The 25,374-nt window shown below is 56.7% G+C and carries 20 protein-coding genes; 10 read left to right on the top strand and 10 right to left on the bottom strand.

The features are described from left to right. The first annotated feature begins 191 nt into the window (after positions 1-191). Positions 192-2,819 (top strand): EAL domain-containing protein, encoded by a 2,628-nt coding sequence (locus R2940_07645; GenBank protein MEZ4599647.1) that lies wholly within the window; start codon positions 192-194, stop codon positions 2,817-2,819. A gap of 9 nt (positions 2,820-2,828) precedes the next feature. Here R2940_07645 and R2940_07640 read toward each other — a convergent pair whose 3' ends face one another. From R2940_07640 to R2940_07625, 4 genes are all read right to left on the bottom strand, one after another. Next, complete coding sequence (locus R2940_07640; protein ID MEZ4599646.1) at positions 2,829-3,239, bottom strand: SufE family protein; 411 nt, start codon at positions 3,237-3,239, stop codon at positions 2,829-2,831. 72 nt (positions 3,240-3,311) lie between these two features. After that, on the bottom strand, positions 3,312-4,529 hold the full coding sequence (locus tag R2940_07635) for a cysteine desulfurase (GenBank protein MEZ4599645.1): 1,218 nt from the start codon (positions 4,527-4,529) through the stop codon (positions 3,312-3,314). Positions 4,530-4,533: 4 nt separating this feature from the next. After that, on the bottom strand, positions 4,534-5,523 hold the full coding sequence (gene egtD / locus R2940_07630) for an L-histidine N(alpha)-methyltransferase (protein MEZ4599644.1): 990 nt from the start codon (positions 5,521-5,523) through the stop codon (positions 4,534-4,536). Continuing rightward, a complete protein-coding gene (locus R2940_07625; GenBank protein MEZ4599643.1) occupies positions 5,523-6,797 on the bottom strand; it encodes a rhodanese-like domain-containing protein in 1,275 nt (424 codons plus the stop codon). Before R2940_07625 ends, egtD begins: the two co-directional genes overlap by 1 nt. 299 nt (positions 6,798-7,096) lie before the next feature. Between R2940_07625 and R2940_07620 the strand changes: the two genes are divergently transcribed. After that, entirely contained in the window at positions 7,097-8,698 is a 1,602-nt protein-coding gene (locus R2940_07620; protein ID MEZ4599642.1) for a DUF748 domain-containing protein, read from the top strand. Between the two features lie 86 nt (positions 8,699-8,784). Here R2940_07620 and R2940_07615 read toward each other — a convergent pair whose 3' ends face one another. Next, positions 8,785-8,910, bottom strand: a complete 126-nt coding sequence (locus R2940_07615; protein MEZ4599641.1) for an entericidin EcnAB — start codon at positions 8,908-8,910, stop codon at positions 8,785-8,787. A gap of 317 nt (positions 8,911-9,227) precedes the next feature. On the opposite strand from R2940_07615, the gene R2940_07610 reads away from it, so the two are divergent. Further along, positions 9,228-9,899, top strand: coding sequence for a PRC-barrel domain-containing protein (locus tag R2940_07610; protein MEZ4599640.1), 672 nt, complete (start codon positions 9,228-9,230; stop codon positions 9,897-9,899). Between the two features lie 67 nt (positions 9,900-9,966). On the opposite strand, the gene R2940_07605 is transcribed toward R2940_07610, so the two are convergent. Next, on the bottom strand, positions 9,967-12,273 hold the full coding sequence (locus tag R2940_07605; GenBank protein MEZ4599639.1) for a PAS domain S-box protein: 2,307 nt from the start codon (positions 12,271-12,273) through the stop codon (positions 9,967-9,969). Positions 12,274-12,538: 265 nt separating this feature from the next. Between R2940_07605 and R2940_07600 the strand changes: the two genes are divergently transcribed. The 3 genes from R2940_07600 (at position 12,539) to R2940_07590 (ending at position 15,373) form a co-directional block, all read left to right on the top strand. Next, positions 12,539-13,075 carry a DUF421 domain-containing protein gene (locus R2940_07600; protein MEZ4599638.1) on the top strand — a complete coding sequence of 179 codons (537 nt, stop codon included), beginning with the start codon at positions 12,539-12,541 and terminating at the stop codon, positions 13,073-13,075. A 52-nt stretch (positions 13,076-13,127) separates the two neighbouring features. Then, the gene (locus tag R2940_07595; protein MEZ4599637.1) at positions 13,128-14,537 is read left to right on the top strand and encodes an Nramp family divalent metal transporter; all 1,410 of its coding nucleotides are present in this window, start codon (positions 13,128-13,130) and stop codon (positions 14,535-14,537) included. Positions 14,538-14,632: 95 nt separating this feature from the next. Then, positions 14,633-15,373, top strand: a complete 741-nt coding sequence (locus R2940_07590; protein ID MEZ4599636.1) for an ion transporter — start codon at positions 14,633-14,635, stop codon at positions 15,371-15,373. A gap of 50 nt (positions 15,374-15,423) precedes the next feature. Here R2940_07590 and R2940_07585 read toward each other — a convergent pair whose 3' ends face one another. The 3 genes from R2940_07585 to R2940_07575 all read right to left on the bottom strand — a co-directional run bounded on the left by R2940_07585 (position 15,424) and on the right by R2940_07575 (position 17,917). Further along, entirely contained in the window at positions 15,424-15,981 is a 558-nt protein-coding gene (locus R2940_07585; protein MEZ4599635.1) for a DUF305 domain-containing protein, read from the bottom strand. 84 nt (positions 15,982-16,065) lie between these two features. Beyond that, positions 16,066-16,404 (bottom strand): cytochrome c, encoded by a 339-nt coding sequence (locus tag R2940_07580; GenBank protein MEZ4599634.1) that lies wholly within the window; start codon positions 16,402-16,404, stop codon positions 16,066-16,068. Position 16,405: 1 nt separating this feature from the next. After that, positions 16,406-17,917, bottom strand: coding sequence for a hypothetical protein (locus R2940_07575; protein MEZ4599633.1), 1,512 nt, complete (start codon positions 17,915-17,917; stop codon positions 16,406-16,408). 239 nt (positions 17,918-18,156) lie between these two features. On the opposite strand from R2940_07575, the gene R2940_07570 reads away from it, so the two are divergent. Further along, entirely contained in the window at positions 18,157-19,566 is a 1,410-nt protein-coding gene (locus tag R2940_07570; protein MEZ4599632.1) for a PQQ-dependent sugar dehydrogenase, read from the top strand. Positions 19,567-19,621: 55 nt separating this feature from the next. Continuing rightward, on the top strand, positions 19,622-20,425 hold the full coding sequence (locus R2940_07565) for a TatD family hydrolase (protein ID MEZ4599631.1): 804 nt from the start codon (positions 19,622-19,624) through the stop codon (positions 20,423-20,425). A gap of 482 nt (positions 20,426-20,907) precedes the next feature. On the opposite strand, the gene R2940_07560 is transcribed toward R2940_07565, so the two are convergent. Further along, the gene (locus R2940_07560; protein MEZ4599630.1) at positions 20,908-22,551 is read right to left on the bottom strand and encodes a 3-dehydroquinate synthase; all 1,644 of its coding nucleotides are present in this window, start codon (positions 22,549-22,551) and stop codon (positions 20,908-20,910) included. 323 nt (positions 22,552-22,874) lie between these two features. Between R2940_07560 and eboE the strand changes: the two genes are divergently transcribed. Together eboE and R2940_07550 are read left to right on the top strand one after the other, a co-directional pair. Then, the gene (gene eboE, locus R2940_07555; protein MEZ4599629.1) at positions 22,875-23,978 is read left to right on the top strand and encodes a metabolite traffic protein EboE; all 1,104 of its coding nucleotides are present in this window, start codon (positions 22,875-22,877) and stop codon (positions 23,976-23,978) included. Continuing rightward, positions 23,971-25,338: an alkaline phosphatase family protein gene (locus tag R2940_07550; GenBank protein ID MEZ4599628.1), complete on the top strand. Its 1,368-nt coding sequence runs from the start codon at positions 23,971-23,973 to the stop codon at positions 25,336-25,338. Before eboE ends, R2940_07550 begins: the two co-directional genes overlap by 8 nt. The last annotated feature ends 36 nt before the right edge of the window (positions 25,339-25,374 follow it).

Raw genomic sequence — 25,374 nt, 5'->3', positions numbered from 1 at the left:
CTGCTGCAAACTTTTATATTTGCATGAATTTCATTACAGTTTTATTGTTGATGAACGGTTGATCGGCTCAGGTCACCGGCAATTTCCTGACAGGACCGCCATGGATAACGCCTGTGGATTTCGATAAAAATTCCTCTGAACCTGGTAAAGCGTCATACGCTAGCGCATTTTTACCGGCTTTTCTCTCCCTGATGTCCATTCCCGGCGGGATTCTTCTCTCTATTTGGACCAAAACCAACGTCGATCCAGGTATTCAGACCAGCCTGCTTCTGCTCATCGGCTCTTTCCAGTTGCTTCTCGTGACTTTCTGCATCCTCTGGGGCATGCGCAGACTGAGAACGAATCTGGCCCGCCCCCTTCGCCAGCAAGCCCTGATCCAAAAATTAATCAAGGACATTCCCGACCACATCAACCTCATAGACAGAGATTACAGGATCCATTTTTCGAACTGGGGACGGATTTATGACTACGTTCCTCAGGAAAAGCGGCGAAACCTGGCTCGATGTTACGAAGTTTTTTATCCCGGACAGGATGGCCCTTGTGAAACCTGCCATGTCCGGCAAGTCTTCGAGACGGGAAAACCGGTCACGCGGATCAAGGAAAACCCGCAGATCGGGTTCGTCGAAATCCAGGCCTTTCCGGTCTTTGATGAAAGCGGCCGGGTGGAACTGGTAGCGGAAAGAATTTCCGATGCAACAGCCCGCATCCGGGCCGAAAATGACCTCAGGGCCAGTGAGGAAAAACTCCGGGTCATCCTCCATTCCATCGGGGATCCGATCCGGGTGGTGAACCAGAACCTGGATGTCATCTGGGCCAACAATTCCGCCGAAAAAACCTTTGGCCGGGAGATTCTTGCCCGGAAATGCTGTTCCCTTTTTGAAAAGGCCATCAATCGGCAGCAGCCTTTCGACTGCCCCACGATGGCAGCCCTGAAAGACGGCAAGTCCCATGAACAGCTACTCGAAATCGAAGCAGTGGATGGAGAAGTGCATTTCTTCAAAACCGCCTCTCATGTCATAAGCTGGGATAAGGATCACCATCCGGCTGAGGTCCTCGAAGTCTTCTGGGACGTGACCAGGATCAAACGGGCCGAAAAAGCGTTGCGCAAAAGTGAAATGCTGTTCCGCACCGTGGTGGAGTCGAGCAAGGACGCCATGGTCGCCATCAATCCCCTCGGCCGCATCACCCTGTTCAATCCGGGAGCGGAGAAAATTTTCGGCCGCGGGCAGGCCGAGATGCTGAATGCACCCGTCGATCTTCTGCTGCCGGAGAGTCTGCGCGAAAACCATCAGGAACACATCGGTCAATTTTTCGCCGGCAACGGATCAGGCGAAGCGATGGGTAAAACCTTGGAATTGCAGGCCCTGCACAGCTCCGGCTACATCTTCCCCATCGAGCTCTCCCTCTCCTGGGGGAACCTGGGAAGGGAAAAATTTGTTCTGGCAGTGATCCGGGACATTACCGAGCGCAAGCTTTTCGAGGATCAACTGATCCATCAGGCAAGCCATGACGAACTCACTGGTCTTCCCAACCGAGCTCTGCTTCTTGAGCGTTTGAGTCAGGCCATGGCGGCAACAGCGAATAGCGGCAGCCATCTGGCGGTGGTGCTGCTTGACCTCGACAAGTTCAAGTCGGTTAACGACAGTCTGGGTCATGAGGCCGGCAATCTGCTTATTCGCGAGGTGGCCCTTCGGCTGGCGGCCATTGTCAGACAATGCGATACGGTCGGCCGTCTTTACGGAGATGAATTCGTCATTCTGCTGGAAAATTTTGCCGATTCCAAAGGAATTTCCAACCTGCTGCAAAAGCTTGAACAGGCTTTTGAAAAACCGTTCCTCATCGGCAACAACCAGCTCATGGTCACCTTCAGCCTCGGCATAACTGTATTTCCCGCCGATGGTGGAGAAAACCCCGAAGACCTGCTGAAAAAAGCCGATATGGCCATGTACAGCTGTAAGGAAACGGGAAAAAACAGCTTCAGCTTTTTTGCTTCTGCAATGGAAGAACGTTTGAGTCAACGTCTTCAATTGGAAAAGTGTCTGCAAAAAGCCGTGGCGGATAACGAATTTTTCCTTCACTATCAGCCGCGGGTGGATTCGGGTACAGGCCAAATCGCAGGTGTAGAGGCTCTGCTGCGCTGGACCCCGGACCCGGGCCCCGTTTCACCCAACCTTTTCGTTCCCATCCTTGAAGAAACCGGAAGGATCCTCGAGGTCGGCCGGTGGGTTTTGCACAAGGCCTGTCAGACAGCCCAAGCCTGGCAGGAAAAAGGGTTCACCCCGCTGCGGGTCTGGGTCAACGTTTCTGCCAGACAGTTTCTGGAGAAAGACTTTTTCGAAAAGGTCGAGAGGGTTCTTCTGGAAACGGGTTTGCGGGCCGAATGGCTCGGTTTGGAATTGACCGAGACCGTGCTGATGCAGGACGTGGAGGTGCATATCGACAAGCTGAAGCGGCTGAAACGGTTGGGATTGCTGATTTCCATCGACGATTTCGGTACGGGCTATTCCTCACTGAGCTACCTGAAGCGTTTTCCCATTGATGAAATTAAAATAGATCGAAGCTTTGTCAGCGGTCTGATGACCGATGAAAATGATACCGCCATTGTCCGCACGATCCTCGCCATGGCCAAAAGTCTCGGTTTGCGAACTGTTGCAGAAGGGGTCGAAACACGGAGCCAGGTTGAGCTGCTGCAGCGGCTTCAGTGCGAGGAGATGCAGGGCTACCTGTTCAGCAGGCCGCTGCCACCGGAAGAGCTGGAAAAGTTGCTGGCATCCGGACCTTTGGAAATAATGGGCCCTGACGGAAACAGCGCCGCCTGATTCAATCCATCAGGAACCGGATTCGGCCTGACGTTTCATCTGCAGGACGATGGATGCCAGACCGTTGGCCCGGGATGGCGAGAGATTGGTACTCAAACCGGTTTCCCGGATGAAATAGAGGTCTGCTGAGCAGATCTCCTCGGCAGGTCGGTCGTTCAGAACCCGGAGCAGCAGGGCGATCATTCCTTTGGTGATGAGGGTGTCGCTATCGGCCGAAAATCGGATTTTTCCATAGATGCCCTCGGCATGCAGCCAGACCCGGGACTGGCAACCGGGGATCAGGTTCTCTTCTGTCCTGAATCGGTCCTCGAGGGCATCCAGCTTTCTTCCCTGGTCGATCAAATATTCGTACTTATCAAACCATTCCCCGCATGCAGCCATTTCTACGATGATCCTGTCCTGCACTTCGTTGATCGTCATCCCAGTTCTCACTGTTCTTCCTTTAAAGTCGAAATCGATATCGGGATCGAAATCGGACTATTGCTCTTTCGATCAACCAAGCAGCTTGCGCGCCTTCTCCAGACCGAAGATCAGGCTGTTGATCTCCTCGCGGGTGTTGTACAGACCAAAACTGGCCCTCAGAGTCCCGCCGATGCCGTAGTGCCTCATCACCGGTTCGGCACAATGGGCTCCGGTCCTGACCGCGATGCCCATTTTGTCCAAAATCATGCCGACGTCGTACGGGTGGAGCCCTTTGAGGTTGAAGGAGACGGCGCCGCAGCGGCGACCCCCGTTGCCGTACAGGGTCAGGTCCGCAACCGCCTGCAACTGCCGGACAGCGTAATTCATCAGATCGGCTTCGTGATCTGCAATCGCCCCGATACCGATCTCCCGGATGAAGTCGATGGCCGCTGCCAGGCTGACGGCGCCCGCCACGTGCGGCGTCCCCGCCTCGAATTTCTGGGGAAGGGCGCCAAAGGTGGTTTCTTCCAGATCGACCCTTTCGATCATGCCGCCGCCATACTGCCAGGGCGGCAGTTGCTCCAGCCATCGGCGCTTGCCATAAAGAACTCCGATCCCGGTGGAGGCATACATCTTGTGACCGGAAAAAACGAAAAAGTCGCAGTCGAGCTCCTGCACGTCGACCGGCAGGTGCTGGACCGCCTGGGCCCCGTCGATCAGCACCGGAACCTGTTTCGCATGAGCCTGCGCGACGATCTCTCCGACCGGATTGATCTGTCCGAGGGCATTGGAGACATAAGTCAGGGCCAGCAGGCGGGTTCGGGGAGTAAGCATCGATTCCAGCTGGTCGAGGGCCAGGGTGCCGTCATCATTGAACGGGACCGCTTTGAGAACCGCCCCGCGGCGCTTGCAGAGATTCTGCCAGGGCACCAGGTTGGAATGGTGCTCCATCTCGGTCACCAGGATCTCGTCTTCTTTTCCAACAAACACCTCGCCGAAGGAAGCCGCCACCAGATTGATCGACTCGGTGGCTCCCCGGGTGAAAACGATTTCGGCCGGTTCGGCGGCATGGATGAACTGCCGGACATTTTCCCGCGCATCCTCGTAGACTCCGCTGGCCTGCTCGCTCAGGGTATGGACTCCCCGATGAATATTGCTGTTGCAGGAAAGATAGAATTCCAAAAGTTTGTCCAGCACCTGCCGGGGTTTCTGGGTGGTGGCGGCGTTGTCCAGGTAAACCAGAGGTTTCCCGCAGATATTCCTGGTCAGAATCGGGAAGCATTCTCTTATCTTTGGCAGATCCAGCATGTCTCTACTTTTTGCAGAAGTGAATCAGGGAGAACCAGCGGTTTTCATCCGTCAGGCAGTCCTTGACCTGCAGCCCGCCGATGGAGGCGAATTCCTCGATATCCTGCGGGCTGTATTTGTGAGAATTCTCGGTATGGATTGTTTCCTCCTCCTGGATCACAATCCCCTCTTGCAGATCGGGACAGGATATCCGCATCTCCCGGGTCGCCTTCAGGTGCATCTCGATGCGGCTTTGCGTCTGGTTGAAAAAGGCAAGATGCTCAAAACTGGAAGGCTCGAAGTCCGTTCCCACCAGCCGGTTGATCACGTTGAGAATATTGCGATTGAAGGCGGCCGTCACTCCCTGGCTGTCATTATAGGCTTTTTCCAGAATGTCCACCGGTTTGACCATATCGACCCCCAGCAGCAGCGCGTCTTCGGCCTGCATCACCCGGCCGAGATCTTCGAAAAACTGCCGATTCTGTTCCCAGGACAGATTGCCGAGGGTGCCCCCCAGAAAACAGAAAAGGCGATTTCGCCCGTTGGGAACATGATGCAGTTGACGGGTGAAATCGGCCACGATGCCGTGAATCCGGATGCCGGGGAATTTCCCCTGGAGGTCCTCGGCAGACTCCCTGATCGCCTCGCGGCTGACATCGACCGGGGTATAACGGACGGCATGCCAGCGGTGCGAAGGGATTTCCCCCAGCAGAATCGAGATCTTGGAACAGTCACCGCTGCCAATCTCGACAATGTTGCAGGCTTTGGATTCCGCCGCCAGAATAGGGGCAAACCGGCGGAGGAGTTTTTTTTCAGTTCGCGTCGGATAATACTCAGGAAGACGGGTAATCTCTTCGAACAGCTTGGAACCCACGGCATCATAGAGGAACAGGCTGCTGATCCGTTTCTGCGGGGCCTTCAGCCCGGCCAGAACGGTGTCGACCAGCTCCGCCCTGGGAATATCGGCAAGATAGTTGCGCAGGGTGAATTTTTCAGCGACCAGGTGAAAATCCATCACGGAACCCCCGTGGCAACAGGATTATTTTCGTCGGCGCTCCACTCGAACCATCCTCCGTCATAAACGCTGATGCGCGGCCAACCCATCAGCCAGGCGTTGAAAAAGGCCTCGCTCCCCCGCCAGCCCGTGCCGCAGTAATATGCATTGTACGTTTCCCGGGTGACTCCCACCTCCGCCCACAGATCGACAATTTCATGATACTCCCGGGTGGTATGGTCGAGATTGCGGTAATTTTCCATGTGGTAGGCGTCGCTGCCGCAATTGCCAAAAACCGCCCCCGGGATGCGGCCTTTCTTTTGGATATAGTTGTAGCCGCTGACCTTGCCGATGAATTCGTCCCAACTCCGCACGCTGACCAGGTTCTGTCCGGGCGTCTGCAGAATCTCTTTGGCCTGCGGCGTATCCACGATAAATTCGGTTCGGCCAGGGATCGGCGCGCCGAAATCGCTCACCGGCCTTCTGGGGGTGTCCTCGGTACTCAGCGGCAGTCCGGCATCGATCCACGACTGCAGCCCTCCGTTCAGAACCCGCACGTCCTTGACCCCGGCATACATCATGATCAGCGCACAGCGGATCGCACCCAGGTGCCCGGCGGCGCTGCCCGGAAAAGGATCGTTGTTGTCGGGGAACGAAAAACGTCCATAGAGGATCACCGTGGTGTCGTGGGCGATACCCAGGCCCTCCAGGGCCAGCTTCAGCTCTTCGGGGCTGCGCCGGTTCCAGTTGTCCGGTGATTCCAGCGTATTGGTATCCAGGTCCACCGCCCCCGGAATATGCCCTTTTTCGTAAGCCGCGCGATTCTGATAATGGGCGTGGCAGAGGACGAACCGGTCATTGTCATACTCCGGGGCCCGGCCGGTTTTCAGCAGACCGTCCAGCCAGGAGGCCGGAACCAGATGTCGATAGTTTGGAAGGCACTCCATCGGCAGGTCCCGGTCGGGCATCCATTCGTCCAGCAGGCCGGGGTAAAGGGCCACGTCGGGGTAACCGATTCGAGAAAACTGTCCGGCCACCTTTTCCATCTGCTCCCGATTGTCGCTGTAAACCACGATTGCATGTTCGGGCAGAATGTTCTTGGTCCGGATAATTTCAGGCCAATCGATATAGTCCAGCCATTTGACGGGCAGACTGCGGGCTCCACGGATATGACCGCCCCGCGCCTCGCCATTGAACCTCCAGCCGTTGTAGGCATCGACGGAGCGCACATCGACCAGCCTTATCCTATGGGTTCCCTGTGCTGCCAGCAGTTCTTCGGCTGTCAGTTTTTTCATGAAATATCCTCCGTAAAGCCGTTACCGGAAGTTTACTCAAGTATACAGGAATGTCCAAAATTCCTCCCAACGGCCCGTTCTTTGACTGTAATTATAAATTCTCAAAATACAACTCTTCGGTCTTGCCTGAGCCCTTTATCGATCCGCCTTGACACCTCGGAAGCGAGTGCTAGAGTGGTTTTCAAGCGGTTTGACCAACCCCCCGACCGAAACAGTTGGAGGTTCTTTTGGCCAATGGCTCAGGCTGCCGTTTCAGGGATCTGATTCCGGGTTGAGAGATATCGAGGACAGGTCTTCCTATGAAAAAGCCGGGATTCAGCAGCGGCCGGATTTCCTCGGTCCTCTTGTGGAGCCTTGGCATTCTCGCCGCTTTAGTCCTGATCGTCATTCTGGTCCCCAATCTTATCGACGACCACTTGGTGCGATACGGGGAACGAAAAATAAACGAAGCTGTGGACGGGTACGAAATCCGGATCGGAGATATCGATATTTTCCCCTTCGGTGCCGCTATCGTGGTCAATGACCTGGTGCTGCGTCAGGAGGCCCACCCCGAACCGCCCCTCGCAGTCTTCCCCCGCATCGTGACCAGCGTGCACTGGAGGGAACTGCTTTCCGGCCATCTCGTATCCGACGTGATTGTGGAAAAACCGCAACTTCACATCAACCTGCGGCAATTGCGGGCCGAAGCCGAGGATGAGACCCCGGTTCAGGAGCGGGGCTGGCAGGAGGCCGTCAAGAACGTCTATCCTCTGAAAATCAACCGAGTGGAGATCGTCAACGGCAGCCTGACCTACATCGACCAGGACCCTGACCGACCATTGGAATTGAACCGGATCAACCTGACCGCCGGAAACATCCGCAACATCCATTCTCCCGAGGAAACCTATCCCTCCCCTTTCCGCGTGGAAGCTGATATTTTCGGGAAGGGTCACGGTCTGATAGAGGGAAACGCCAATTTCCTGGCCGAGCCGCATCCAACAATGAAAGCCCGACTCCAAGTGAAGGAGATCCCTCTTGGGCAATTGCTCCCCGTAACCACCCGGGCCAACGTTCATTTGACGGGGGGAATCCTGGCCGGAGACGGACGGGTTGAATATTCGCCCCGGGTCAGGGAGGCTATCCTCGACAACCTAACCATCGACGGCCTCAAGGTCGATTACGTGCATGCTGCGACCACCGCTGAGGAAGAGAAACAGCGGGCGCAGAAAGCCAAGAAAGGCCTGGGGGAGGCCAAAGAGAGCGAATGGCGGTTAAAGGTGAACAACATGCGCCTGACCCGGGGCGCCTTGGGTTTCGTCAACAAAGCACAGACTCCTTCCTATCGGGTTTCCCTGGACGCCATCGACCTGCAGGTGAAAAACCTCTCCAATCGCTTCCGCGCCGGCGAGGCGGAGGTCCGCCTGGAGGGGCAGTTCATGCACAGCGGCGACACCTTCGTGCGAGCCGTTTTCCGGCCGATAAAGGAAGGCGCCGACCTCGACATGCTGGTGGCGATCACAGGCACCCGGATGACGGACATGAACGACCTGCTGCGGGCACACACGGGAATGGATGTCGTTGGAGGAATCTTTTCATACTATTCCGAAATCGAGGTCAGAGGCCGCCAGATCGACGGCTACGCCAAACCACTCTTCAGGGATGTCGACGTTTATGATCCTCGGCAGGAGCAGGAAGAAGGGCTGATCGACAAAATCAAGGAAGGACTTACCGAGGCTCTGGCCCAAATTTTGGAGAACCCCCAGGAGAGGGCAGCCACCCGTTTCGATCTATCGGGCACCGTTGAGAGCCCCGAGGCCAGCACATGGCAGATAGTGCTCGAGTTGATCCGAAACGGATTTTTTGAGGCAATCCTGCCGGGATTCGAAAACTGGGGTGAAAACGGACAAGGAAAAGAGGAATGAGTGTAAACAGAAACTCCGTTCCAAAAGAGGATCAGCAGGCTGCTCTGACCTGTTTTAGCCCCCGAGGGATTCGGGGGCTTTTGTCGTTAAAGCTCCTCATCCAGTTCTTCCCCCGCCTGTTCGATATCCTCACCTGCTCCCTGGAGAGTGTTGCAGGCCGACAGGGAAAAAATGGAAAACAGCAACAGCAGAAAGCCCAAAATTCTTTTCATGTTTTTCTCCTTTCTTTGCATTCGCCTATTAAACCCTTATCGTATAAGAAGAATTTTTCAACAGGCGTCTATGCGCGAGGTTGGAAGCAGTGGTTAAAAATTTTTTCACCGAACCTTGCCAATCTTTCACCTCAGCTTTCCTTTCGCCTTTTCTCCATGATACCAGTCATCCCGCTACGATAGCCTTTAAATGAAGATAAGCAATTGATTTCATTAGAAAAAAGACTCATTAACCAGCGTCCCCACAGCGTTGACAAATGCTGAAAGCTCGATAAGGTGGGAAGTAATAAGGACTTCTTTCGAGAGGAATCTTCGTATTGACAATTGAATGTTCGGCAGGAGGATACCCAAGAAGAACAAGGAGTGTATCCATGAAAAAAACGGTTATCGCAACAGCATTTTTATTCTTATCAAGCCTCTTCATGGTTCCTGCCGTCTTTGCGGCAGATCAGGAATCCGGCGCACAGGGTCAGGCGGCCCCGCAGCAGACCGGTCAGGAACAGTACCAGGGGCAGTTTCAACAGCAGAAGAGCAGCCTGATTCTGACCGATCATCTGATCGGGACTGAACTCAGGAATCAGAATGACGAGACCATAGGGGAGATTGAAAACGTCCTTGTTGATTTCAAAACCGGCCAGGTCGGATATGTCCTTGTTGCGGGCAGCGGAGTCATGGGGGTTGCCGAAGAGCAGTACATTGTCCCCTTCAGTGCCATGCGAGCTGAAGTGCCCGTCGATGAAGTGGGCGAGGGAACGCCTGCATTGCGCGAGATGGTCTATATCCTGACCACAGAGCAGGATCAACTCAAGCAGGTTGAAGGGGATATCGAAACCGCCCTGACCGACGAGCAGCTGACTGAAGTTGATGAATATTACGGCGTCAGCCCTTATTGGGAAGAAGAGGGTATGTTTGAAGAAGGCGTTGTGGAAGAGGACGGCGCGATTGAAGGAAACGGCGCGGTTGAAGAGAATGAAGTTATTGTCGAGTAAGACAGGGAACAGAAAGGGATCAAGCAAAGGCCCCCGGTTGTGGATACCGGGGGTTTTCTGCATGCCCTCAACGTGAAAGGCAGTCTTCAATAGCGTGTAGAAGGGCCTTGTTGCTGATCGGCTTGGTGAGATACGAGTCCATCCCCGCTGCCATACATTGCTCCTGAACCTCCCGGCGGGCATGGGCTGTCAGAGCAACGATACAGATGTGCGTCCTTCCCAAGTCCTTTTCCATCCTTCGAATGGTTCTGGTCGCCTCCAACCCGTCCATTTCCGGCATCTGCATATCCATCAGGATCAGATCGAAATCGGTTTGCTCCCAGCTGGCGATGGCTTCCCTTCCGGTTTTTGCCGAGTCAACCTTGTAGCTGCTCCTTTCCAGAATCAGCCTGATCATCTCCTGTACCGCCGGCTCATCCTCCACCAGCAAAATCCTGGCGTGCGGTTTAGCGGGCACCGGCTCAGGCGCCTCATGGACTGTTGCAGCAGCACCGGCTGTTTTCAACGGCAGGGCAAAGGAGAACCTGCTGCCTGCACCGGGCCGGCTTTCCACCCAGATTCGGCCATTCATCAACTCCACCAGCCCCTTGCTGATCGCCAGGCCGAGGCCGGTACCTCCATGCCGCCGGGTTCTGGACTCCTCCACCTGGGTAAAGCTCTCAAACAGCAATGCCTGCTTTTCCTCGGGAATGCCGGAACCGGTATCGATCACGGAAAAAACCAACCTCTCCTCTGCGGCACCGACCGTCACTTTGACTTCTCCGCGTTCGGTGAATTTGATTGCATTGCTGATCAGGTTGATCAGGACCTGACTGATGCGGTCGGCATCTCCGATCACCAACTCCGGCAATCCGGGCGGAATGTCGACCGCAAGCCCGAGTTGCTTTTGCCGAGCCGATTCCATGAACAGTTCGGCTGCCGATTGCACACAATCCCGCAGAGGAAAAGGCTGTTCGCGGATTTCCATTCGCCGGGCCTCGATGCGGGAAAAATCCAGAATATCCTCGATCAGCGCTCGCAGGCGATGGGCGGATTTTTCGGCCATTTCCAACAGATGGCTTTGCTCCGGGCTCTGATTCTGTTGCCGGAGAAACTCCAGAGCCGCCAGGAAAACGGTCATCGGCGTGCGGATTTCATGACTCAGGTTCGCCAGAAATTCACTTTTGGCCCGATTCGCCTCTTCGGCCACTTCCTGCGCTTGCTTCAGGTTTTTCTCCATCATTTTGCGTTCGGTGACATCGGCCACGAGACCGTAAATGCTGACAGGTTTTTCCTGCGTGTCCAGATGAACCTGCCCCTGAACCCAGATCCAGCGAATCTCGCCATCGGCTCTGCGAATGGGGCATTCGACTGTCCAGGGCAGGCTTTCAGAACAGGCTTGGCGAAACAGACGGTCGACCTTTTCTCTTTCCTCAGGGATGACGTGGCTCAGAAAAATATCGTAATTCCAATTCTGTAGAAGCGAAGGATATCCAAATATCTGGTCATGCAGTGCTGTTCGCCACGCTGTTCCCTGAACCAGATCGATCTCCCAGGCGCCGATTTTTGCGGCTTCGAGAGCCGTCTTCATACGGTTTTTCGTTCGTACCAGTTCCTGTTCGGCTGCTTGTTGGGCTGATTCGGCATGTTTCTGACCTGTGATATCGCGGACGACGGCGGCCAGTGTCGGAGGCGCCTCCCCCTCTCGGCGAATCATGCCTGCCGATACGTGGATCCAGACCACCTTCCCATCCTTGCGCAGATAACGCTTCTCGATTTCGTAGAAGGATGTCTCCTGAGCACAGAAGCGCCGCAGAGCCTCCAGATCGGCCTCCCGATCCGCCGGGTGGGTGAGTTCGACCATGTTCATCTGCAGGATCTCTTCGCCGGTGTAGCCGCTGATCTGGCAGAATTTCTCGTTGACCCGGAGAAATCGCCCATCGAGGTCCATCTCCACCATGCCCACGGCCGCATTGTCGAAAAATGCCCGCAGATGGCGCTCGCTCTCCCGCCTGAACAGTTCGGCGTTCTTGAGGTCGTGTATGTCGGTCGCCGTCCCGAACCATCCGAGAACCTGGCCATGCTCTTTTATCGGCAGGGCCCGGCTCAGGTACCAGCGATACATCCCGCCCTTTCTTCTCAGACGGTGCTCGACATGATATGTCTGCCCGGTTTCAACCGCCCTTTTCCAGATCGAGACGGTCTTATCCAGATCATCCGGATGCAGCGCCTCTTCCCATATCCAGGTTCCGTCGGGAAGCCGGTAGATACCCTCGAATTCCAGGTGCTGTCGATTGCAGTAAGTGACCTTTCCTTTCGCATCGGCGCTCCAGACAACCTGCGGAACCAGATCGGCTATCTCCCGGTTTTCGTCAGAAAAAGAATGATATTCCATTGGCACCCTCCATTTGAACAAAATGATTATATCTTTCTTATTCTGAAATTCAGCGGTTTATCGATAGAAAGTAAAAGGGCGAAGGGCAGGACGGCCGGTAAGATAAAATTTTTTTATATTGACCGTTTCCCAAAATATCATTACCGAGGCGATTTGGATCGGGAATCCAGCCGGTAACCACGAATGCAATTAATATAAGATCGACCCGAAAATTCGGGCGGAAGTGATAAGGTTTTTTTACTTTTCCCCGCGTTCGAGGTGCCCCATGGAATGGCTGATCGGACCCGACCTGCCCAGAATGTTTTCTATCGATACACCGCTGCTGGAAATTGTCCTACGCGGCAGCATCATGTACCTCGGCATATTCATACTGCTGCGCTTGATCCTGCGGCGCGAGGCCGGAATGCTATCGGTGCCGGATATCCTGATGGTGGTACTGCTCGCCGATGCGGCCCAGAACGGAATGGCGGACAATTATCAGTCGGTTGTCGACGGAATGCTGCTGGTCATGGTCATACTGGTCTGGAACTGGATTCTCGACCGCCTCGCATTCCATTTCCGCATAGTCGAATGGCTGGTACATCCGGGGCCGCTGATCCTTGTTGAAAATGGCAAACTGATTGGCGCCAATCTCCGCAAGGAGTTCATCTCTCAGGAAGAACTCTGGAGTCAACTGCGTGAGCAGGGTGTCGAGGACCTCAAGGAGATTAGAAAAGCCTTTCTGGAAGCAAATGGCCGTATTACCGTCATCCGTGCCGGGGCTAAAGGAGAAAACTGCAGCAGAGGGCGCCGGATGCAATGACTGAGTGGCTGTTAACGGCAAAACCCAACCGACAGTAGAGAAAAGGAGCGTCATGTCGCAGCAGAAACCGAAGCGGAAGGGGAGCCAGATTCATAAGCCGCCCAGAGGCTTCAAAAAAAAGTTTCTCTGGTTGGGGCCGGGCGTGGTCTGGCTGGCGGCCGGGGCGGGCGGCGCCGGTGAACTTCTGTTTCCGCCTCGGGTCGGCAGCCTTTACGGCTACCTTTTCCTTTGGGCCCTGATCCTGGCCGTGACCTTCAAATGGGTCATCAACCGGGAGATTGGGAGATACGCCGTCAATTCTGGAGGATCCCTGATCGACGGCTTTACCAGCCTGCCCGGACCCCGCAACTGGGCAATCTGGCTGATCATCATCCCGCAACTGGTGGTATCCGTTGCCGCCATTGCCGGCCTGGCCTCTGCCGCGGCCACTGCCGTTATCCTGTTTCTGCCGGGCAGCCTGCTTTTCTGGTCGGGGGTGATCCTCGGCTCCGTCGCCCTGTTCCTTCTGCTCGGCAAATATGCTCTTTTGGAGGACGTCGCCACGGTCCTGGCAATCATCCTGGCCATGGTAGGGATCACGGCCGCCCTTTGGGTCTTCCCCGACCCCGCCGATTTGGTCGAAGGGCTCCTGCCCCGACTGCCGAGTGATGTCGACTACCAGGAGATCGTGCCCTGGCTGAGCTTCATCATGGCCGGTGCGGCAGGCATGCTCTGGTACTCCTACTGGTTGCCGGCAAAAGGCTACGGCGCGGCCGGTCAGTTTAAAAAGACCGGTATCCTTCGCAAACAGGAGCAGTACACCGAGGAGGATGTCTCCCGCCTGCGGGGCTGGGTCAACGAGATGACCATCGACAATACCCTTGGAGTGCTCGGAGGAACCCTGATCGTGACCGCTTTTCTGATCCTCGGAGCCGAGGTGCTGCGGCCGGAGGGGGTCGTGCCGGAAGAGCGGCGGGTCGCCGAGGTGCTCGGCAAGCTGCTCGGCAATACCTGGGGCCGATGGGGATTCTGGTTCATGGTCATCGGCGTTCTGGTCGGTTTCTACAACACCACCCTCACCAACACCGACGGATGGTCCCGCCTGCTGGGCAACGGAACCCACATCCTGCTCAAATCCTTCGGCTTCAAGGAGAGTGCCTGGTTGAATGCTCAGGGATTACGGAAGATTTTCATCCTTTTTGTCGCCGGAGGAGCGTTCGGTCTCTTCGCCTGGGTGGGACGTCCGGTCATCCTGCTGCAGATTGCCGGAATCATCGAAGCGTTTCAGATACCGCTGCTCGGTTTCCTGGCGCTTTACATGAACCACGCCTTGATGCCGAAAGGCCTGCGCCCGACGATGACCATGACCGCGGTCGCCATCGTCTCGTCACTCTTTTACCTGTTTTTCGCCTGCTTCTTTGTACTTTCGAAATTGGGGGTGGTCGGAAACGGCGGAGCGCAAATTGACTCGTACGCTTCTTGAAAGCCGTCACAACAGCCCGCTCCCGTCCCTTGAGGATCAGCATGAAGCAGGACGACGATAAGCAAATCAGGCGCAAAGGAATTATAGAGACTGTGATGGCCGTCCTGGGTTTCCTCTGGATGGCTCTGCTGATCCTGGAGCTGGTTTACGGTCTGAATCCAGTGATGACCGGCGTTTTCAACGTCATCTGGGGCATATTCATCCTGGATTTCCTTGTGGAGCTCTTTCTGGCCAAGGACAAATTGGCCTATCTGAAAGCCAACCTGCTGGTGGCGGTGTCCCTGGCCATCCCGGCCATCCGGATTCTGCGAATTTTCCCCGCCCTTCGCCTGCTCCGCATGGCACCGGTCGTGCGCGGGATCAGGATGGCCCGTCTGTTGACATCCTTCAGCCGCTCCATGCGGGCCCTGAGCGCCACCATCCGGCGCCGGGGCTTTGCCTACGTGGCCATGATCACTGTCATTGCGGCCTTTTTGGGGGCAGCCGGGATGTATGCCTTCGAAACCGGCGAAGGGGTTAGAGACGGATTCACCTCCTACTGGGATGCGCTCTGGTGGACGGCAATGCTGCTGACCACCATCGGCTCCCAGTACTGGCCGGTCACTCCCGAAGGACGGATCCTGGCCCTGATCCTATCGATCTACGGAGTCAGCGTTCTGGGTTATATCGCCGCGGTGCTGGCCAGCTATTTTATCGGGCAGGACGCGGAAAAGTCCGTCCAGCCTGAGGATATCCGGCGGATTGAGGAGAGGATCGGAACTCTGCGGGAGGACATCCTGCAGATGCAGGTCCCGCGGGAAGAGAAAAAGATGCCCGGCCATACTGATGAAGGGTGAGACGATTGCCGGCTGTTTCTGCCTGCACTGCACGTCACGTCAAACACACACTACCTTACCATTTTCTGGATTTCAGCTTCCATGTCCTGCGTCACATCTGTGGAACGAGGGGGAAGGTCTCCTGTGCCTCGCTCTCCATTTCTCTCTATATCTTCAAGAAGCCGCTGCATCGCTTCTATTTCAAGTACCTGTGACTTGATGATGCCATCGGCCAATTCGCGGACGCGCGGATCGCTGATGTCCGCTTTCCGCGCATTGTTAATGGCAATGGAATGGTGGGGAATCATTGCTTTCATAAATCTGACGTCCCCGATCACGACTTGACTCCTGTTCATCCAGAGAAGGATGATGGCGGCCACTGCGGCCACAACCAAAACAAGGACTTTTGTACCTTTTCCTTTATACATGGACCACATGAAGCTCAGCATGACGATTGTCATGACGCAACCCATGACAAAAGAGGCGATCAGCCGGTTCACGCTGAACAATGCATGGTCAAAAGTGTAGACGAGCTGGTACATCAGGAAAAACATGATGAAGACCGAAACGGCAATCATGGCCGCGAAGCGCCCCCAGCTCATGCCCATCTTCTGCTTTTGGCTTTCCATCAAATTGCTCCTGTTCCCAAGTTTGAGTGGACGTTTCGATGATGATCAAAGAGCCCTCTATTCCGGTCCACCCGCTCGACGGCATCAGGGCTTTCGATCGCGCATATAGTCCAGGTAAGCGATGATGTCTTCCAGTTCTCTGTCGCTGATGATCTCTTCCGAAAATCCAGGCATCGCTCCAACCCCGACCCGCACCTGGGTGCGGATGGCCCAGTCCGGCAGCCATTTATTGTTCAGAGCAAACCCGATCCCCGCCTCGCCCCGGGGATGACAGGAATTGCAATGACTCATGAAAACCTGTTCGCCCCGCACCGCGTCGGAATCCTTCATCTCCATTGGGCCGTACAGGGGAACCCCGCGTCTTGCGCTGCCGCAACCGGTCATGAACAGCAGGAGCAGGATCAAAGACCGCGAACAGCACATATCACCCCTCCTTCCTGCGAATACGCCAGATCACGCCGGTTTCTGGAAATGGAGTCATGCCCTTGTCGGTCACCGTAAGGACGCCGAAGTCGACCAGGTAAAGCGCCCTTCCATCTGGATCAAAGCGGACCGCGACGGGCCGCTCGAGGCCTTCCGTGTCGCCCCAGGAGGCCGGGCCGCCCACCGGACCGGCATTGACGGCGAAATCGTGAACGACACCGGTTTCCACATCCACTTCGACCACCCGGAATCCGGTAGGCGCGAGAAGTTTGCCGGACATAGGGGTTATATCTCCGAACTGGGCCACAAAGGCTTTACCTTTCCTTCCGAAATCGGAATTGCGGGAAAAATCGAAGCCGTTGGCCGAAGAGTGAACGGCAAAGACCGCCGTCGGGGAAGGAGGAGTATTGGGATATTCCGCCAGCAGGGGACGGAGGGGATCTTTTGAAAAGGGGGAGAGGCGATTCCAGTCCTCGAGGGGTCGCCCTCCCTGAAAATCGGGCCAGCCGTACCAGAGGCCCGGCCGGACCTCCCACAGAAAGTCGCCGCTGCCGAACACAGGCCGGCTTCCGCGAACATCATAGCCGTTTTCGGTAGCGAAGAGCCGTCCGTCCGGGGAGAAGGCCAACCAGAAGGGGTTGCGGAAGCCCCAGGCGACCAGGTTAGGCTTTCCCCCTTCGGGGCGGACCCTCATGATGGCACCGCTGCAGGGGAATTCGCCCGGAATCACCTGGCCCTCCGTCGTCGGCGTGCCGTAGGGCACAAAGGCTCCCGTCACCAACTCCTCGGTGTCTTTATCGAGCATTTCCCCTTTCATGCCTTGCGGTTTTTTCGTGACGAAATTTTCCCCCCTCAGCACGATATCCTGACACGCCTTGTCGTGATAATCCGGAAAACGCCGGAGCCACCCCATCTCCCAATTGTCCAGTCCGACCACTCCCGAGTTGGTGGCCGTTCCCTGCAGGAAGTAAAGGTAGCCGTCAGGTCCGATGTTCGGTCCGTTGGTCTGATGGTCGCCGTGTCCGGGGAGCCCGTCGACCACCACAGAGATGCGGCCGTCATTTTCGATGCGCAGGATTTTTCCCCCGTCCGGATTTTTCTGTCCGTTGGCGGCGACATAAAAGGCTCCTTCGTGCCAGGACAGGCCCGTCCAGGGGACATTCCCCTCGTCCTGCGCGATGACGTCAAAGGATCCGTCGGGTTTCAGCCGAAGAAGCCGGGCCGGCCGAAACACTTCGCCATAGGAGTAACCCGCCTCGATGACGTAGGGAACGCCCTCGCCGTCAAAAGCGATCCCCGCGGGAAAGGTCAATCCCCTGGCGACGACCTCAATTTCGTATCCCTCCGGAAGCAGCACGTCGGACGTATCGACCTTTCTGGGCGGCGAAAATTCCGCCGCACCGCCGCCCTGATTCCCGGAGATCATGTAGCAACCCGCCAGAAGAAGGAAGATCAGCGGAAAACTGAGCCGCCGGAAACGGCCTCCCGATATCGCCCGTCCAGTCAACTTCATGGCAAACCTCCGGTCGTTTTTTAGAAGGTGCTTATTCTGCTCTATCTCTCCTCCTATCTTTCCTCCAGGCTTTGTCAAGCAGAAGCCGAAAGAAATTTTGTTCTAACACTTTGTTTTATTAGAAAAAAATCCCGCCGGGTAACGTTGACAGGCCTGCTACGCCCGCTAGCATAAATAAACCCTCATAAATTCGATGCAGGCAAACTCTCAAACAGGCAATAATGACCGGAGGTACCGACATGAGAGCAAGAGGCAGATTGCTAGCGCTTGTCCTGATCATGCTCGGCCATACCCTCCCCGCTTTGAGCCAAGATCAAATTTCGAAACTTTCGGTGTCTCTCGTGTCGGTTGCCGACGGGCTGACGCACCCCTTGATGCTGACCGAACCGCCTGACGATACGGGCCGCCTGTTCATCCTCGACCAGACCGGCCAGATCTGGATCGTCAAACCCGACGGAACCCGTATCAGGGAGCCGTTTCTGAATATTCAGGACCGTTTGGTCAAGCTCGACGAAGCGTATGACGAACGAGGTCTTCTCGGTTTGGCATTTCACCCGGACTTCGACCGGAACGGCCGTTTTTTCGTTTTCTACACCGCTCCTTTGCGTCAGGAGGCGATGGACAATTTCGATCATACCAATCACCTCTCCGAATTCCGGGTCAGCACCCAAAATCCGAATGTGGCTGATCCCGGGTCCGAAAAAGTGCTGTTGCGGATAGATCATCCGTACATGAACCACAATGGGGGCACGGTCGCTTTCGGACCGGATGGATATTTGTATCTTTCGCTGGGCGACGGCGGCCATCGGGACGATCAGGACAAACATCTGGTCCAGGGTCATGTCGAGGACTGGTACGAGGTGAATGCAGGCGGCAACGGCCAGGACATCGAGAACAATCTGTTTGGGAGCATCCTTCGCATCGACGTGAACAGTCAAACCAAGGAAAAACCCTATGCGATTCCCAAGGACAACCCCTTCAAGGGTGTGCCGGGAGTTCTGGAAGAGATCTATGCCTACGGCCTGCGGAACCCCTACCGCTTTTCCTTCGATATGGGGGGCCATAACGACCTGATCGTTGGGGACGCCGGGCAGAACATGTTCGAGGAGATATCGGTGGTGAAAAAGGGGGGCAACTACGGCTGGAATGTCTATGAGGGAAACCACTGTTTCAACGCGGGGTCACCGACGCAGCCCTTGCCGGAATGCCCGAAAACTGTCGGCATCGGCCATCCGAAGGAAGGCGACCCCTTGATCATGCCGGTTATCGAATTCAGGAACAGCAGTCATTTCAAGGAGCAAGGCCTGGGCCTCGTGGTCATTGGCGGATACGTGTACCGGGGCAAGGCGATGCAGGGTAATTTCGGTGGCAAGTATCTCTTCGGTGTTTGGAGCAGGGGCGAGGAGCATGCCTCTCAAGGGGGGCACAAGCACCTCCCCGGCCGCCTGTATGTGGCTGAACCGAAAACAGAGGGATCGTGGCCGTTTGAAGAGCTTCAAATTACCAATCGGCCGCAGGGCGATCTGGGCATGTTTCTGCTGAGTTTCGGTCAGGACCGGGATGGCGAGGTCTATGTTCTGACAGCGGACAGCAGGGGGCCGGCGGGGAATACGGGGAAAGTATTCAAACTCGTCGAAGCGGCGCAGTAAAGTTTACGTCAGAGATTTCCAGAAAACTATAAAAGGTGAAGGGAATATTCCGGGAATGAAGTGCATCGAGCCGCATATCCATACCTTCGTGCGTACCACCGACGATTACTACAACATGGCGGTGTCCGGGATCGTCGCCTGCGTCGAACCCTCCTTCTGGTCGGGCACCGATCGGACCTCCGTGGCGTCTTTCGAGGACTATTGGGAGCACATCATCAGCTTCGAAACGGAGCGCGCGAAAAAGAACGGTGTGAAGCATTACGCCATGCTCGGCCTCAATCCGAAGGAGGCGCGCAATTCCATCGCCGACCAGGTGGTGGACGCCATGGAAGCCTACCTCGACAGGGAGAGCGTGGTCGGGATCGGGGAGATCGGCTTCGATCTGATCACCGATCAGGAGGAGGCCGTCTTTCGGCGGCAGTTGCGCATCGGCAACGAGCGCAGAATGCCGATCGTCATCCACTCCCCTCATCAGAACAAGCGGAAAGGGATCGAGCGGATCATCGAGATTCTGGAAGAGGAGGGGGTGGACCAGGAGCGAATCGTCATCGATCACAACACGGAGGAAACCATCGAGCTGTCCCTCAAAACCCGGTGCTGGGTGGGGATGACGGTCTATTACGTCACCAAGCTCAGCGCGGAACGGGCGGTGAACATGATCACCCGCTTCGGGACCGACCGGATGATCGTCAACGGATCGGCGGACTGGGGCTATTCCGACCCCCTGGCGGTACCCAAGGTGGCGATGCTGATGCGCAACAGTGGGCTGTTTCCGGACAGCGAAATTCGTAAAGTCGTTTTCGGCAACCCCTGCAACTTTCTCAAGCATTCGCCCCGATTCGATCTGGGGGACGATTGATCGTGAGTCAGGTCAGGCAGCACAGTTTGTCGGCAGGGAAGAGAGCCATGAGCAGGTGGCCGGCTCAGGCCTGGCTGGAACTGGTGCGGCTGCCGAATCTGTTTACCGCCATGGCCGATGTTCTCGCCGGCTACCTGATCGCCGCGGGCAGCGGTTTTCGCCTGAGCCTCGTCGGTCCGCTATTGCTCTCCACCTCCTGCCTCTATGCGGCCGGGTGCGTTCTGAATGATGTCGTGGACAGAGACAAGGACGGCCATGAACGCCCGTCACGCCCGATCCCCTCGGGCAGGATTGGTGTCGGGCAGGCGGGTCTCCTCTGTGTGGCTCTCTTCGGTTTCGGGCTGGCCGCCGCCCTTTGGTCCGGCTGGCCGGCCTTGCTGGTCGGCCTGGCGCTTGGCGGTCTTATTATCGCTTATAATCTGTTTTACAAGGAGCAGGAGATCCTCGGCCCGGCCGCCATGGGAGCCTGCCGGGCGGTCAATCTAATCCTCGGCATGTCGCTTCTCTTTCCGGCCTTGGGATGGGAGCTGTTCCTGCCACTGTTGAGCTTCTGCTATGTCTTCCTCCTGACCCGGATCAGCCGCTATGAGGCCGGGGGCGATCCCGGGAGGTTGTTTCGCGCAACCCCCTTGGGAATCGTCCTGCTCTATCTGGCGCTCCTCGCGCTGGCGGCGCAGGGCTTGCTCAAGCTCGATGCTCTCTATTTCCTGTTCCTTCTCGGATTGTTGACCGGGCCGGCGCTGTTCCGGGCCCTGATCCGGCCCCGGCCCCCGCAGTTGAAGGCCGCGGTCAAAATGCTCATCCTGGGAATTCCCATCCTCGATGCGTTTTATGTCGCGGGTATTCAGGGATGGCCGTACAGTATCTCGGTGCTGCTTCTTCTCCTGCCTGCGGTCGGGCTGTCCCGTATGCTCTATGTGACGTGAATGAAGCCAGGCCACCGCTTCACTCATTATTCGCGTGTCGATATGTCCTTTTTCGACGCCCCATCCGATCTCCTTGAGCAGGGTGATGCTCAGCTCTCCGCCCAGGTGCTCCCGGAATTCCCGCAGCCCCTGCAGCAGCAGAAGCCGACCCCGCCCATCCCGCTGTTCGAGGACCGGATGCCAGAGGGAAAAACCGAGGCGCCGGAGCAGGCCGGCGATTCGGCTGTCGTCAGGGTCGGCCAGGTGTCCGGCGAGGACCGAGTAGCGGGCGTCGAGGGCGATACCGATGGCCACCGCTTCGCCGTGCCGCAAATCGTGGCCGCTCAGCACCTCCAGTTTATGAGCCGACCAATGGCCGAAGTCGAGGGGCCGGGCATTGCCGTTTTCGAAGGGATCGCCGCCCTCAACGATATGCTGCAGATGCAAAAGGGCGCAGTTGCGGATCAGGCGGTGCAGCGCCCCGGTTTCGAAGCGGGCGAGGACGGTGGCATTGTTTTGGATCCACTCGTAAAACCGGCGATCCCGGATAAGGGCGACTTTGACGGCTTCGGAAAGACCTGCCCGTTTCTCCCGGTCGGGGAGCGTGTCCAGGAAAGAGCCGTCGATGATCACCCCCCAGGGCGGTTGGAAGGAGCCGACCAGGTTTTTGACCCCACAGAAGTTCCTTCCTGTCTTCACGCCGATGCCCGCATCGTTCTGGGCCAGCACCGTGGTCGGCACCCGGACATGCCGGATCCCGCGATGAAAGGTCGCGGCGGCGAAACCGACCAGGTCGAGGACCGAGCCGCCACCGATGGTCAGAACATAGGAATGCCGGTCCAGGCAAAGCTCCAGAAACTGCTGGTAGAGCTTGTCGATCATCCTGGGGCTGTTCTTGATCGCCTCGCCTCCCGGAACGATCTGAATGGGTCCCGTCAGTTGGAGATCCTGGCCGCATTTCTGAAAATAATCCTGAATGCGCTGCAGGACAGCAGGATCTGCATCGACAACTCCCTTGTCGATATAGACGGCGATACGCCTCCTGCCCGGCTTTGCATCCCGGAGCAGAATTTGCGCCAGGGTTCTGTTGCAGGATTTGAAGATATCCCGGGTGAAAACGACCGGGTATTCGACGTTGAGGGTAAATTTCTGAACGACGGATTCTTGGCATCGCCCGGGAATTCCCTCAACCGGCCGATTGCTGAAAGCAGTTTGATCCAAGGCCAGACTCCCTTCACCGAATTGGTTTTTACCAAGAATAGCATAGCGATTGGCGGCTCAATCGACCTGCGGAAAACCCTGAAAACCTTTCACCACAAAGCACACAGAGGACCACAGAGAACAGCGAAACCGGGAAAAATCCTTCGGATCGAACGCAGATCAAGGCGGATTTACGCAGATAAGGCCGAAACCCGAGAATCTTTTATCCGTCGTTATCCGCAGTTATCTGCGTTCAAAAAAGGTTTAAGAGGTTTTTACTTCCCTTGTGCCCTTTGTGTGCTCTGTGGTCAATGCTTTTGACTTGTCCATCGAAAGGTCAACCAATGCCTTCCAAGCCCCGCATCACCTACTGCACCAATATCCATGCCGCCGAGAGCTGGGCGGAAACCTTCTCCTCGCTGCGACAGTATGTGCCGGTCATCAAAGCCGCCGTCTCCCCCGATGATTCCTTCCCGATCGGCCTGCGGCTTTCCGCGCGGGCCGCTTGGGAGATGACGATCTGCGACCGCGCCTTTTTCCGTCAATGGCTGGACGAGAAGGATTGCACCATCCCAACCCTCAACGGGTTTCCTTTCGGCGCCTTCCACGGCAGCAGAATCAAGGAGAGCGTTTACCTTCCGGACTGGACCAGTCGGGACAGAGCCGCCTACACCCTGCGCCTGGCGGAACTTCTGCGGGAGTGGCTGCCGACCGGCATGACCGGCTCCATCTCCACGGTTCCCCTCGGTTTCAGGACCCTGGCCGACGCAGCCGATCCCGAAATCCGGAAGAACCTGGAGACAGTCTTGACCTTCCTCGATAAGATCAATGAAAAGACGGGAAAGAAAATTCTGCTGGCTCTCGAGCCGGAACCCGGCTGCCTGCTGGAAACGGCTGACGACGTCTGCCGGTTCTTCGACTCCCTGGAGATCTCCTCCCTGTTGCAGCCTTATCTGGGTGTCTGCTTCGACTGCTGCCATCATGCGGTGACATTCGAAAACCTTGTGCAGGCCCTGGCCGTACTAGAGAGCCGGCAGATTTCCATAGTCAAGCTCCAGATTACCTCCGCAATCCGCTTGAAAGGGGTATCCCCGGCTCAGCTCGCCCTGCTGGACGAACCCTGCTATCTGCATCAGGTTTTCGTGCGGGACCACCAGGGTCGCGTTACCCGCTTCTCCGATATCCCGCAGGCCCTGTCTCAAAAGACACCCGAACCGGAAGAGGAATGGCGCTGCCATTTCCACGTGCCGATTCACCGCGCGACAGTCGGTCCCTTCGAAACCACCCAGGATGATCTGCTTGAACTGCTGCCATCGATTTCTCAAGACAGCCTGCTGGAAGTGGAGACCTACACCTGGAGGATACTGCCCGAGGACCGTCGCGGAGACAGCCCGGCCGAGTCGGTCATCCGTGAAATTCAGTGGCTGCAGGAGCGGTTTCATGCATAGGACCGTCGTTTTCAACGTGGTCGGATTGACCCCCTCCCTGCTCGGAACCCCGGCCACCCCGAACCTCAATTCCCTGCTCCGATCAAGCGTTCCCGTCCGGCCTGTGACTCCCGCCGTCACCTGCTCGGTCCAGGCCAGCTATCTGACCGGAAAAATGCCTGCGGAACACGGCATCGTGGGGAACGGGTGGTACTTCCGGGAACAGGGGGAGGTGCACTTCTGGCGGCAGTCCAACAAGCTGGTGCAGGGGGAAAAGATCTGGCACAAGGCCCGACGCCGGTCATCCGCTTTCACCGTATGCAACACCTTCTGGTGGTATGCCATGAACAGCGACGTCGACTGGACCCTGACCCCGCGCCCCCTCTACTGTGCGGACGGGCGCAAGATCCCTGACTGCTACACCGTGCCGCTCGAGCTGCGGGACCGCTTCAATCGGGACTTCGGACGCTTCCCCCTGTTCCGCTTCTGGGGGCCGGCGACCTCCATCGCCTCCAGCGAGTGGATCGGCAAGGCGGCCATGGCCATGGAGATGGAGTTTCAACCATCGCTGCAACTGGTCTACCTCCCTCATCTCGATTACGGCCTGCAGCGGGTCGGCCCCGACGGCAACGTGGCCGGAGATCTTCAGCAGATCGACGCCCTCTGCGGCACCCTGCTCGCCTTCTTTCGCAATCGGGGTTGCCGGATCCTGGTTCTCTCCGAATACGGCATCACATCGGTAAATCGGGTCGTCCACCCCAACCGGATTCTCAGGAAAGCCGGGCTTCTGTCGCTGAAGACCGATCTCGGCAAGGAATACCTGGACCCTTGCACAAGCCGGGCTTTCGCCGTTGCCGATCATCAGCTGGCCCATATCTACGTGCGGCAACCGAAAGAGGTCATGGCGGTGAAGGAGATCTTTTCCTCCATCCCCGGAGTGGAGGTGATGGGAAAAGAGGAAAAAAAGGAGATCGGGCTCGACCATGAAAGGGCGGGGGAAATCGTCCTCCTCGCCCAGGCTGACAGATGGTTCAGCTACTACTGGTGGCTGGACGATTCAAAAGCTCCGGATTACGCCCGCACGGTCAACATCCACGTTAAGCCGGGTTACGACCCCTGCGAGCTGTTCATCGATTCCCGCATCCCCTTCCCCGGGCTGAAAATCGCCTGTTTCCAGGCGAAAAAAGCCCTCGGCTTCCGCTCCCCACTGAATATCGTTCCCCTCGATGCCTCCCTGGTCAAAGGCTCGCACGGGAGGATGCCCGAGAACTCCTCTGGAGGACCCCTGCTCATGACCAGCGATCCCAGGTTGCTCGACAGCGACTCCCTGCAGGCCACCGAAGTTCACAACCTGCTTCTCAGGCACCTTTTCGAGGATTGACGGGTGTACAAAGCTCCGATTTTCTCCGAATCACCT

Source organism: Syntrophotaleaceae bacterium (genome assembly GCA_041390365.1).
In the GTDB taxonomy this organism is placed as follows: Bacteria; Desulfobacterota; Desulfuromonadia; order Desulfuromonadales; family Syntrophotaleaceae; genus JAWKQB01.
Note: the sequence above shows the minus strand (reverse complement) of the source record. Positions and strands in the feature narration are given on the sequence as shown.